The sequence below is a fragment of the Pseudomonas sp. S30 genome, from assembly GCF_016518545.1.
In the GTDB taxonomy this organism is placed as follows: domain Bacteria; phylum Pseudomonadota; class Gammaproteobacteria; order Pseudomonadales; family Pseudomonadaceae; genus Aquipseudomonas.
This window is the reverse complement of the sequence record NZ_JACVTO010000009.1, coordinates 120,356-134,287: the sequence shown is the minus strand read 5'-3', so window position 1 is coordinate 134,287 and position 13,932 is coordinate 120,356. Positions and strand designations below refer to the sequence as shown.

Below are 13,932 nucleotides of genomic sequence, written 5' to 3'. Positions count from 1 at the left end.
TTGACCCCCCGCCAAACGCGCGGCACCTGACGTTGAGCGACTACACATTCCCCATCAAGGAAATTTGTCGCCAGGGTCAGGTGTTTCGTCGTCGTGTATTGAATCGACCGGCAACCGCTGAGCACGCATTCAAGGACTGAATCAGCTGATCCACGAAGGAGCTCTCCGTGGACAGAAGCCTCAACGTCGTTTCGCCCGCTCGTCGTTCCCGTGTGTCGCTGGCCGTCAGCCTGGCGGTCGGGGGACTGGTGTTCGGCCTGAGCAGCCAGGTGGCACAGGCCGCGTGCAGCCTGAACAATGTCACGGGCGTGGTCACCTGCACCGGCGCGCTCAGTCCCTTGGCGCCGGCGTATGCCAGTTCGGCGGACGGTATCCAGGTCAATATCCAGGAAGGCGCGAGCCTGGGTGTTGCGCTGGGCTTGTTGGGCACCGCGTTGAATCTGTCCGGCAGCAACGTGACGCTGAACAACGCCGGTACCGTGGATCCGTCCTTGCTGGGTGCGATCAGTCTGCTGAGCACCGGGACTCGCATCGGCAACGCCAACCCGAGCAGTCTGGTGGTCAACAACCTGACCACCGGCGTGCTCAAGGGCACCGGTGGCATCCTCGGGCTGAACCTGGCCAACCTCAATGGTGCGGCGCTGGACATCACCAACGGTGCAGGCGGAACCACGGTCATCAACAACGCCGGGACCATCGGTTCCACCTCGCTTAACGTCACTGTGCTCAGCGAAGACACGCCGGTGGTAGCGGTCAGCGGCGGCAGTGCGGTGACCATGACCAACACGGGCACCATCAACGGTCGGGCCGGCTTCCAGGCCTCGACCAGCGGCAACACGTTCACCAACGCCGGGACGATTAACGGCAGCCTGTCCATGGGCGCGGCCTCCACCAACCGCTTCAACGCCGTGACCGGGTCGAGTGTCAACAAGGGCGGCGGCCTGGGCCTGCAGTTGCTGGTGGTGAGCAACCCTCTGCTGAACTTCGCGGCCACCGGCACCGTGGACGGCGGCGCGGGTGGCGACAACACCCTGGCGCTGCGCAACGCCGTGAACGGCGGCAGCGGTACCAGCGGCAACGGCACCATTGGCGCAGGCACGTACATCAACTTCAACCGGCTGATCGTCGAGAGCGGCACCTGGAGCCTGAGCGGCCCGTTGCTGACGGGCACCGGCTCGGCCACGCTCAGCGGCGGCCTGCTCAGCATCGACGATTCGGCGGCGTTCGGTAGCGCGCCTATCACCGCCACGGGCGGCGCATTGCAAAGCGCCGCAGCTGGGGTGAACCTGGCCAATACGGTGACCCTGGGGGCAGGGGGCCTGACCGTGACCGGCGGTAACGGCCTGGGCTTGAGCGGTGTGCTGTCCGGGACCGGTGCCTTGCTCAAGAGCGGCGCCGGCCAGTTGGCGTTGTCAAGTAACAACAGCTTCACCGGCGGGGTGAACCTGGCCAGTGGCGGCCTGTTGCTGGGCAGTGCCTCCAGCCTGGGCAGCGGCGCGCTGACCGTGACCGGCGCGGCCAGCCTGCAGGGCAGCGTGCCGCTGGTACTGGCCAATGCCGTGCAACTCAACGGCGCTGCCCTCGATGTGAATGGCGCCAGTGCCCTGACGCTGGCCGGCGCGGTGAGCGGCAGTGGCGCGCTGGTCAAGAGCGGATCCGCCAGCCTGACGCTCGAGGGCAGCAACAGCTACAGCGGCGGCACTCGCCTGGCCGGTGGCACACTGGTGCTTGGCAATGCCAGCGCCCTGGGCAGCGGCGCCTTGGGCCTGACGGGCAATGCCGCGCTCGATACGGGCGCCGCCATCACCCTGGGGACGGCCATCGACCTGGGCGGCAACACCCTCAGCCTGCCTGGCAGCAACGCCTTGCACCTGGCCGGAACCGTGACTGGCAGTGGCGGCTTGACCAAGGGCGGTGCCAGCACCCTGACCTTGTCGGGCGCCAACACTTTCAGCGGCGGCACGCGCCTGACCGCCGGCACGCTGCTGCTGGGCAATGCCGGAGCGTTGGGCAGCGGGGCGCTGAGCCTGGGCGGCAATGCTGGCCTCGACCTCGGCGCGGTGAGCAGCCTGGGCAACGCCATCGACCTCGGTGCCAGTGTCCTGAGTTTGACCGGCTCGGCCGCCGCGACCCTGGGCGGCGTGATCAGCGGCACCGGTGCGCTGGTCAACAATGGCACGGCCGACCTTACCCTGAACGGCGTCAACACCTTCAGCGGTGGTACCACCGTCAACGGTGGCGGCTTGATTCTGGGCAATGGCAGTGCACTGGGCAGCGGTGCGCTGACCCTGGGCGCCAGCACGCGGCTGGATGCCAGCACTGCTGTCGCCCTAGCCAACGCCGTCAATCTGGGCGCCAATGCGCTCACGCTGGCAGGCACCAACGCCACGGCGCTGAGCGGTGCGATCAGCGGCACGGGCGCTTTGGTCAAGAATGGCGCCGCCGGGCTGACCCTCAGTGGCAACAACGGTTTCAGCGGCGGCACGACGCTCAACGGCGGCCTGTTGACGTTGAACGCCAATACCGCGCTCGGCACGGGCGGGCTCACCCTCGGTGGCAATGCCGGGCTTGACGCTGGCACGGCGATCAGCCTGGCCAACGGCATCGACCTGGCAGGCAACACCCTGGCCGTGGGGGGAAGCAACGCCATCACCCTGGGCGGGGTGGTCGGCGGCACAGGGGCGCTGATCAAGAATGGCGCAGCCGATCTGAATCTGCGCGGCGCCAATACCTTCAGCGGAGGGCTGACGCTCAACGCCGGCAGCTTGACCCTGGCCGGCGCCGCAGCTCTGGGCACGGGCGCACTCACCGTCGGTGGCGCCGCCACTCTGGCCAACGACGCTCCGCTGGTCCTGAACAATGCAGTGGGCCTGGGCGCCAATCTGACCCTGGCCGGCAGCAACGACCTGACCCTGTCCGGACCGCTGAGCGGCGCGGCAGGCCTGGTCAAGAACGGCGCGGGGGTACTTACCCTGAACGGCACCAACAGCCAGAACGGCGCCACCGCCCTCAACGCTGGCACGCTGGTGCTCGGCAGCGCCTCGGCGTTGGGCAACGGCGCATTGACGGCGGCCGCTGGCACCACACTGGATAGCACGGTCCCCGGGTTGAGCGTAGGCAATGCGGTGAATCTGACCGGTAACCTCAACCTTGCCGGCAGCAATGACCTGACCCTTGCCGGCCCGGTGGCGGGTGCAGGCGGTCTGACCCAGAACGGCCCTGGCACCTTGACCCTCAACGGCAGCAATACCCAGCTCGGCGCCACCAATCTCAACGCCGGGCGCCTGGTCGTCGGCAGCAGTGCCGCACTGGGCAGCGGCGCGTTGAACACTGCCGCGGGCACTCGCCTGGACGCCAACGCCGCCGTCACCCTCGGCAACGCGGTCAATCTCGGTGGCGCACTGACCGTCGAGGGCAGCGCCAATATCGGGCTGGGCGGGCTGGTTGGCGGTGCCGGTGGCCTGATCAAGCAAGGCGCGGCCACCTTGACCCTCGCCGGTCCCAACGCTTACCTGGGCGGCACCACACTGGCTGCCGGTGGCCTGGTGCTGGGTGATAGCGGCGCGCTGGGTGCAGGCTCCCTGATCGTCTCCGGTGCCGGCTCGCTGGACAACACCGCCGCCCTGATCGTCGGCAACGCCGTGACGCTCGACGCCGACCTGACCCTGCTCGGCAGCAACGGCCTGCGTCTGGACGGCCCGATCGACGGCGCCGGGCAACTGATCAAGAACGGCGCCGGAGCCCTCGCACTCGGCGGGCTCAACACCTTCACCGGCGGCCTCCTGGTCAATGGCGGCAGCCTGTTGCTCGACACTGCCAGCGCACTGGGCAGTGGCGACCTTGTCGTAGCCGGCGCCGCCAGCCTGGACACCAGTACCGCCTTGAACCTGGGCAACAATATAGGGCTCGATGCAGGTCTCACCCTCACCGGCAGCAACCCGTTGACGCTCTCCGGTGTACTGCGCGGCGCCGGGCAACTGATCAAGAATGGCGCCACCACGCTCACCCTGGAGGGGGCCAACACCTTCACCGGCGGCATCACCCTCGGCGGCGGCGGCCTGGTGGCCGGCAACGATAACGCGCTGGGCAGCGGTACACTCACGGTGGCAGGCGCCGCCAGCCTGGACAACAGCGCCGCGCTCGACCTGGGCAACGCCATCGCCCTGGGCGCCGACCTGACCCTGCTGGGCAGCAACGACCTGCAACTGGCGGGCGCGATCAGCGGCAGTGGCGGCCTGGTCAAGAACGGACCGGGCAGCCTTACCCTCAGCGGCAACAACAGCTTCAGTGGCAGCGTCGACCTGCTCGGCGGCACCCTCACGGCCGCCACGGCCACGGCTCTGGGCAGCGCCTCGGCGGTGAACGTCGGCGGCGGTGCCAACCTGAACCTGGGCGCCAGTGCCAGCATTGGTGGCCTGAATGGCGCTGGCGCCGTCAACCTTGGCGCCGGCAGCGACCTGAGCGTGGGCGGCAGCGGCCTGGATAGCGTCTTCAGCGGCGTCTTGAGCGGCAGCGGCGGGTTGATCAAACAGGGCGCCGGTAGCCTGCAACTGTCTGGCAACAGCGGCTTGACCGGCACCACCACGGTCGACGCCGGGCTGCTCAAGGTCGATGGTTCGCTGGCCAGCAGCCAAGTGCAGGTCAACGCCGGTGCCAGCCTTGGCGGCGCCGGCAGCCTGCCGGGGGCCGTGGACATCGCCGATGGCGCCCATCTGCTGGCCAACAGCGGCGCCACCCTGAGCACCGGCGCGCTGACGTTGCATGGCGGCTCGGTCCTCGACTTCGGCCTGGGTGCGCCCGTGGCTGGCGGCGCGCTGGTCAGCGTCAATGGCAACCTGACCCTGGACGGCACGCTCAATGTCAGCGACATCGGTGGTTTCGGCACCGGCCTCTACCGCCTGTTCGACTACACCGGCGCGCTGGTGGACAACGGCCTGGCGCTGGGCGTCTTGCCGGGCAACGTCCTGCCCAGCGACTTGCAGGTGCAGACTTCCGTCGGCACCCAGGTCAATCTGCTGGTTGGCGGTGCGGCGGGTGGGGTGCAGTTCTGGGATGGCGTCGAGGCCCTGGCCAATGGCGTGATCGAGGGCGGCACTGGCACCTGGGACAACGCGGCGGCCAACTGGACCAACCTGGCCGGTACCCTCAACAGCGCCTGGGGCGGTGAGTTCGGGATATTCCAGGGCGTGGCCGGCGATGTAACCGTGACCGGCGCTCAAGCGGCTACGGGTTTGCAGTTCGTCACCGATGGCTATCGCCTGATCGGCACCGGCGGGCTGGTGCTGAACAACGCCAGCAATGGCGCCTTCGCCGTGCGCGTCGATCCTGTGGTGACGGCGACGCTCGATATCGGCCTTTCCGGCAACGGCCGACTGACCAAGCTCGACAGCGGCACGCTGGTGCTCGGAGGGGCGAACACCTACACCGGCGGCACGCTGTTGCAGGGTGGCCGACTGGTGCTGGGCAGTGACAGCGCCCTGGGCACCGGTGCCGTGAGCACGTCCGACGGCACGTCGCTCGACAGCCGCGTGGCGGTTACGCTGGGCAACGACTTCGCCCTGGGCGGCGCGCTGACCCTTGAAGGCAGCACGGATCTGGGGCTTGTGGGCGTGGTTTCCGGCGCCGGCAGCCTGATCAAGAATGGCGCGAGCACGCTGACCCTGGGCAACGCCAACAGCTACAGCGGCGGTACTCTCCTGAACGGCGGCAGCGTGACGCTGGGCAGCGACCTGGCCTTGGGCACCGGTGGCCTGACCGTTGCAGGGGTCTCGAGCCTCATCGCACCGGGCGGTGTCGCCCTGGCCAACGATGTGGCACTGAATGCCGACCTGTCCCTTCCAGGCACCGGCGACATCCGCCTGGAGGGGGCAATCAGCGGCACCGGTGGTCTCATCAAGACAGGCAGCGGCGTGCTGACATTGACCGGCGACAACCGTCATCAGGGCGGTACGCGCCTGAACGCCGGCACCCTGGTCGTAGGCAGCGACACCGCGCTGGGCACGGGCGCGCTCACCGCCGCGGGCGGTACCGCGCTGACCGCCGGCGCCGACGTGACGCTGGGCAATACCCTCGACCTGCTCGGTGACCTGACCCTGGATGGCGCTCGCGATCTGGCGCTCACTGGCAGCGTGGGAGGGGCAGGGGGGCTGAACAAGGTCGGGACGGGCACGCTCACGCTGGGCGGCGTGAACACCTATCAAGGTGACACCGTACTGACCGCGGGCACCCTGGTCCTGACCACCGATGCCGCGCTCGGTCTCGGCGCACTCGATGCCGCCGACGGCACTCGGCTGGACAGCGGCGTCGCGGTGACCATCGGCAACCGCGTGAACCTGGCGGGCAACCTGGCGCTGGTCGGCAGCAACGACCTGACCCTGTCAGGGCCGGTCGACGGCCTGGGCAGCCTGACCAAGAACGGCGCTGGCACTCTGACCCTGGGGACCGGCAACACCTTCTCCGGCGGCGTCACCCTCGCAGCCGGTACGCTGACCGTGGGCAATGCCGCTGCACTGGGCGGCGGCGCCCTTTCGGTCATCGGCAACGCCACCTTGAGCAGCCCCACGGCGCTGCAACTGGCCAACGCCGTCGACCTCGGCAGCGGCGCCGTCCTCGCCCTCGACACCCCCCAGGGCCTGATCCTGAGCGGCGTCGTGGGTGGTGATGGGGGGCTGAACAAACTGGGCAGCGGGCAGTTGCAGCTCGACGGCCTCAACGACTTCACTGGTGGCACCCAGCTGCAGGCCGGCAGCCTGCTGCTGGGCAATGCCGCTGCGCTGGGCAGCGGTGCGCTGACCGTGACCGGCAACGCGCAACTGGATACCGCCCAGGCGCTGACCCTGGGCAATGCGCTCGACCTGGCCAGCGGCACCCTGACCCTCGCCGGCGCCCAGGACCTGGTGCTTGGCGGTGCCGTGTCCGGCAGCGGCGCGCTGATCAAGAATGGCGGTTCCAGCCTCACCCTGGCCGGCGCCAATACCTATGGCGGCGGCACACAACTCAACGCCGGTACGCTGATTTTGGGCAACGACGCCGCACTGGGCAGCGGCGCCCTGATCGCGGCCGACGACACCGCGCTGGATGCCAGCAGTGCCGTGACCCTCGGCAACGCAGTGACCCTGGCCGGCACCCTGACGCTGCCGGGCGCCTCCGACCTGGCCCTGACGGGCGTGGTGGACGGGGCGGGCGGGCTGAACAAGCTCGGCACCACCACTCTCACCCTGAACGGTGCCAACACCTACCAAGGGGGCACCACGCTCGGCGCCGGACAGCTGGTGGTCGGCAACGACGCTGCCCTTGGCCAGGGCGCACTGACGGTGGCCGGGGCCTCCAGCCTGAGCAGCGGCACCCCCCTCACCACGCTCGGCAACGGGGTCTCGCTCGATGCCGACCTCAGCATCGTCGGCGGCAACGACCTGGTCCTCGAGGGCGCCGTGAACGGCACTGGCGCGCTGATCAAGCAAGGCGACGGCAACCTCGTGCTCAACGCTGCCAATGCCTACCAGGGCGGCACCCAGCTCGACGCCGGGCGCCTGACCCTGGGCGATGGCGCCGCGCTGGGCAGCGGCGCGCTGACGGTGACCGCCGATGCCGTCCTGGGCACGACCGCAGCGCTGACCCTGAACAACCTCGTCACCTTGGGCAACGGCGCCAACCTCACCCTCGATGCCAGTAACGCGCTGGTGCTCAATGGCGACATGAGCGGCACCGGCAACCTGATCAAAAGCGGTACCAGCGATGTGACCCTCATCGGCGCCAAGACCTTCACCGGCAACGTCGCCGTCCAGGCCGGCTCGCTCACCCTGCAAGGCGCCAACGTGCTGGCCAACGTCGGCAACCTCGACCTCGGCCCGGCCGCCCAGCTCAACCTCGACGGTGATACCAACCTGGGCGGTCTGACCGGCAGTGGCGTGGCCAGCCTCGGCAGTGGCGCTACCCTGAACCTGGGTGGCAGCGGCCTCGACAGCCTGTTCGCTGGCGCACTCACTGGCCAGGGAGGCCTGGCCAAGGTGGGTGGCGGCGTGTTGACCCTCAGCGGCGCCAGTGCCCTGGGCGGTGCGACCCAGGTCGCAGGTGGCACTCTCCTGGTCGATGGCAGCCTCGCCAGCGCCGCCCTCGGCGTGGCCAATGGCGCCAGCCTGGGTGGCAGCGGCACGGTCGCAGCGCCCGTCCAAGTGGCCGCCGGTGGTCATCTGCTGGGCACCAGTGGCAGCACGCTGGGCCTGGGCGCGTTGGTACTCGACAGCGGTGCGAGCGTCGACATCGGCCTGGCACCGCCAAGCACCCGGCCCACCGCGCTGTTCGACGTCGGCGGCGACCTGACCCTGGGCGGTACCCTCAACGTCAGCGACACCGGCGGCTTCGGCGATGGCCTCTATCGCCTGTTCGACTACGCCGGCGCGCTCACCGACAATGGCCTGGCCTTCGGCACCTTGCCCCAGGGCGTTGCCCTGGGCAACGTCGCGCTGCAGACCGCCCTGGCCAACCAGGTCAACCTGCTGGTCAGCGGCAGCGGCCTGACCATCCTGTTCTGGGACGGCAGCCAGACCGTGGCCAACGGCCAGATCGATGGCGGCGCCGGTACCTGGGCCGCCGGCAACAGCAACTGGACCGACCTCAATGGCACCGTCAACACTACCTGGGGCGACACCTTCGCCGTGTTCCAGGGGGCGGCGGGCGACGTCGGCGTGCAGGGCAGCCAGCGCGTCACCGGCATGCAGTTCGTCAGCGATGGCTACCGTCTGCTGGGCGAGGCAGGCGCACAGCTCGAGCTGGTCGACGGTGCACTGGGTACTACGCCCGTACGCGTCGACCCTGGCGTGACGGCGACGCTCGACGTCGATCTCGGCGGCAGCGGTCGGCTGAGCAAACTCGATGCCGGCACGCTGGTGCTCGGTGGCGACAACAGCTACAGCGGCGGTACCCGACTTGCAGGCGGCACCTTGGTAGTGGGCAGCGATACAGCGCTGGGCAGTGGAGCGCTGGACACGGCTGCCGGCACCACGCTGGACGCCAACCAGGGGGTGAGCCTGGGCAATGCCCTCAACCTCGCCGGCCCGCTCAGCCTGGCCGGCAGCAACGACATGACCTTCAACGGTGCCGTCGCAGGCGCCGGTCGCTTGATCAAGACCGGCGATGCCACGCTGTCACTCTCCGGCGACAACAGCTACCTGGGCGGCACCTCGCTGCAAGGCGGCACCCTGGTGCTGGGGTCGGACTCCGCACTGGGCGCAGGTCCCCTGGCCACCGCCGACGGCACCGCCCTGGACAGCAGCCAGGCGGTCACGCTGGCCAACGCCGTGGATGTGGCAGGCAACCTGACCATCGGCGGCAGCGATGACCTGGCGCTCAGCGGCACGGTCAGCGGAACAGGGCGGCTGTTCAAGGCCGGCTTCGCCCGCTTCAGCCTGCTGGGCGCCAACCGCTTCAGCGGCGGCACCGAGCTGAGCAGTGGCGTGCTGGTGGTCGGCGACGACGCGGCGCTGGGCAGCGGTGCGCTGGATGTCACCGGTGCGGCCGGCCTCGACAGCACCCGCACGGTGAACCTGGCCAACTCGGTCAACGTCACCGGTACCCTCGATGTGCTGGGCAGCAACGACCTGCAATTGGCCGGTGTACTCAGCGGCGACGGCGTGCTGAACAAGGCCGGCGAGGCCGACCTGATGCTCTCGGGCAACAACACCTTCAGCGGCGTGCTCAACATCCTCTCGGGCAGCCTGAGCACCCAGGGCACCACCGCCCTGGGCACCCAGAGCGCGCTGAACGTCAGCACCGATGCTCGCCTGAACCTGGACGGCAGCACCACCCTGGGCGACATCGGCGGTACCGGCGCCATCCAGATCGCCCAGGGCAACAGCCTCAACGTGCAGGGTGGCGTGTTCGACGGGCAGATCAGCGGTACTGGCACCCTCAACAAGCTCGGCGTGCGCCGCCTGGCGCTCACCCGCAGCAACAGCCATGTCGGCGACACCAACGTGCAGGCGGGCGAGCTGCGCGTCGATGGCTCGCTGGACAGCGGCACCGTGACCGTCGCCAGCGGCGCCACCCTGTCGGGCAGCGGCAGCCTGGGCGGCGCGGTCACCCTGAGCGACGGCGCCAGCCTGGCCACCGTCACCGGCTCGACCCTGCAGGTCGGCAGCCTGACCCTGAGCCCGCAGTCGGTGGTCACGGCCCAGTTGGGCACCCCCGACCCCGACGGTCAGCCACTGATCCAGGTGGATAATGACCTGACCCTGCACGGCACGGTGAACGTCGTCGACATCGGTGGCTTCGGTGCGGGCGTGCACCGTCTGTTCCAGTACGGCGGCACGCTGACCGACAACGGCATCAGCGTCGGCGACACGCCGGTGCCCGTGGCCCAGGTCGCGTTGCAGACCACGCTGCCCAATCAGGTCAATCTGGTGGTGGGTGGGCCGAGCAACGTGCTGTTCTGGGATGGCGGCGATGTCCTGGGCAATGGTCTGATCGACGGCGGCAGCGGCACCTGGGATGTCGCCCAGCGCAACTGGACCGATGCCAATGGCGCAGCCAACACGACCTGGAACGGCACCTTCGCCGTCTTCCAGGGCCAACCCGGCACGGTCAGCCTCGACGGCAGCCTTGGCCTCACCGGTCTGCAATTCATGACCGATGGCTATCGGTTGCAAGCCGGCGCAGCGGGCGAACTGCTCACCAGCGCCACCACCAATGTGCGGGTCGGCGATGGCGTCACCGCCACCCTCGCGGTGCCCATCAACGGCACCGGTCTTCTGGCCAAGCAGGATGGCGGCACCCTGGTGCTCGACAGCGCCAATGGCTACAGCGGCGGCACGGCACTGAACCGCGGCACGCTGGTGGTCGGCAATGACGCCGCACTGGGCACCGGCCTGCTCACCGCAGCCGCCGGCACCACGCTGGACAGCAACAGCGCCGTGACCCTGGCCAATGCTACCGTGCTCAACGGCAGCCTCACCCTCGCTGGCAGCCATGCCCTGACCTTGAGCGGTGCGGTGAGCGGGGAGGGCGGGCTGATCAAGAACGGCACTGCGGCGCTCACCCTCGCTGGCACCAACAGCTACACCGGAGGCACTCAAGTCAATGCGGGCAGCCTGATCGGCAACACGGGGAGCCTGCAAGGCGCGATCCTCAACAACGCGGCGCTGACCTTCGAGCAGGGCGTCGACGGGGTCTACACGGGCAACCTCACCGGCAGCGGTACGCTGGCCAAGAACGGCACCGGCGAGTTGTTGCTCATCGGCAGCAACGGCCTGACCGGCGCCACCTCGGTGAACGCCGGCAGCCTGCGCGTCGACGGTCGTCTGGACAGCGCAACTGTGCAGGTCGCCAGCGGCGCGCGCCTGGGCGGCAACGGCGTCTATGCCGGGCAGGTGCAACTGGCCGATGGCGCCACCCTGGTCGGCGGACAGAGCAGCACGCCCCTGACCCTCGGCAGCCTGGCGCTAGCCTCCGGCAGTGCGCTGGACTTCGCCCTGGGCGCCGCCGATGCGGCCAGCACGGTGGTGAGGGTGACCGGCGATCTGGTGCTCGACGGAACCCTCGACCTCAGCGATGCCGGCGGCTTCTCGACCGGCGTGTATCAGCTGTTCGACTATGGCGGCACGCTGACCGACAACGGCCTGGCGTTCGGGGCCGTGCCGGGCAGCGTGGCGCTGAGCGACCTCAGCCTGCAAACCGCCATCGCCCATCAGATCAACCTGGTGGTGCAGCGGGCAGGGGAGCTGGTGCAGTTCTGGAACGGCAACCAGACCAACCCCGATGGCAGCATCGGCGGCGGCAGCGGCACCTGGGGGCCGGACACCAACTGGACCAACGGCAACGGCACCTCCGGTCAACCCTGGAGCGACGCTTACGCGGTGTTCGGCGGCCAGCCAGGCACCGTCACCGTGGTCGGCAATCCCGGCTTCACCGGCCTGCAATTCCTCACCGATGGCTATCAGTTGGTGCCGGGCGAGGGCGGCAGTCTGACGCCGGTGAACGGCGCGGACGGCAGCCTGGCTCCCGTGCGGGTCGACAGCGGCGCCAGTGCCGAAATCAGCGTTGCGCTGATAGGCAACGGCGGCATCGAGAAGCTCGACGCCGGCACCCTGGTGCTCACGGGTGCCAACACCTACAGCGGCGGCACCACCGTCAGTGGCGGCACCTTGGTCGGCAACACCAGCAGCCTGCAAGGGCCCATCGCCAACAACGCCGACCTGGTGTTCGCGCAACCCACCGACGGCACCTTCAACGGCACCCTGAGCGGCACCGGCACCACCACCAAGCGCGGGCTGGGGCGGCTGCTGTTCGTCGGCAGTCATCCGTTCAGCGGGCTGTTCAACGTCAACCAGGGCACCCTGCAGGTGGGCAATGCCGCCAATCCCGGCAGCCTGCTCGCCGCCCAGGTCAATGTCGCCAACGGCGCCGGCCTGACCGGCAATGGCACGGTGGGCGGGCTGATCAACCACGGCACGGTACTCCCCGGTCCCGCAGGCAACCTGAACGTCACTGGCGACTTCACCAATGCCAGCGACGGCAACCTGGTCATCGACCTGGGCACTGCGCCGGTGAACTACCTCAATGTCGGCGGCACGGCCAATCTGGGCGGCAGCCTCACCGTGGCCAACCTCTCCGGAGGCAACGGTCGCTACCGGCTGCTGTATGCCGATGGCGGCGTCAATGGCGTGTTCGCCAGCAACAACCTGGTCAACTCGGCGTTCCTGAACAGCTCCCTCGACTATGGCAGCAACGAGGTCACCCTCTCGGTCAGCCGTAACGACACCTCGCTGGCCGAGGTCGCCGTCACCGGCAATCAGCGCGGCGTGGCGTCGGCGCTGGAGAGCGACGGCGTACCCGGCAGCCTGCGTGACCAGATCCTGCCACTGGACCGCCAGGCCGCCCAGGCCGCGTTCGACAGCCTGTCCGGCGAGATCCACGCCAGCACCGCCACGGTGCTGATCGAGGACACCCGCCATGTGCGCGATGCGCTCAACGATCGCCTGCGTCAGGCCGACTGCAGCCGCGCCGACGACCCACGCCGGACCCTGGCGCCCACCGCCAACCAGCAGTTGACCAGCGAAGGTTGCCAAGGTCAGCCGGTAGGCTGGATCCGCGCCATCGGCGCCTGGGGTGACTACGAGAGCAGCGCCAGCCATGCCAGCGTCGATCGCGAGCTGTCCGGCTTCATGCTCGGCGTGGACCGTGCCCTGGACGATCAGTGGAAGGTCGGCATCGCTGCCGGCTACACCCGCAGCAGCATCGATGCCCATCGCCGTCGCTCGGATGCCAGTGTCGACAGCTACCACCTGGCGACCTACCTGGGTTACCAGATGGACGCCTTCGCCGCGCGCCTGGGCGCCAGCTACACCTGGCACGACATCGACAGCAAGCGTGATGTCCAGGTCGGTGCCTACGACGACCGCCTGAAGGCCAAGTACAAGGCGCGCACGGCTCAAGTGTTCGGCGAAGTAGGCTACGCCATGGACGCCGCTGGCATCGCCGTGGAGCCGTTCGCCGGCCTGGCCTACGTCAACCACGACAGCGACAGCGCGCGGGAGAAGGGCGGCGTGGGTCGGCTCAAGGCCAAGGTCGATCACGACGTGACCTTCTCCACCGTCGGAGTGCGGGTCGGCAAGCGCCTCAAGCTGGACAACGGCAGCGAGATCACCCCACGGCTGTCGGTCGGCTGGCGGCATGCCTTCGGCGACACCCAGCCCGAAGCCAAGTCGCGCTTCATCGATGGCGGCGCCGCGTTCAGCAGCGAAGGCGTGCCCATCGCGCGCAACGCGGCAGTGCTCGAGGCCGGGCTGGATGTGGCGGTGGGTGAAAGCGGCAAGCTGGGGGTGGGTTATTCGGGCCAGGTGTCCAGGCAGAGTCGCGACCACGGCGTGGTGGTGAGCTTCAGCATGGGCTTCTGAGTGGCTGCGCGCCCGCACACGTAACGGCAGCGAGGGGCACCTG

The 13,932-nt window shown here is 69.1% G+C and carries 1 protein-coding gene; it reads left to right on the top strand.

Going from position 1 to position 13,932, the window contains the following annotated elements; all coding sequences use genetic code 11:
• Positions 1-167 precede the first annotated feature (167 nt).
• Positions 168-13,889: an autotransporter-associated beta strand repeat-containing protein gene (locus IAE34_RS12515; protein WP_325100993.1), complete on the top strand. Its 13,722-nt coding sequence runs from the start codon at positions 168-170 to the stop codon at positions 13,887-13,889.
• Positions 13,890-13,932: the final 43 nt, after the last annotated feature.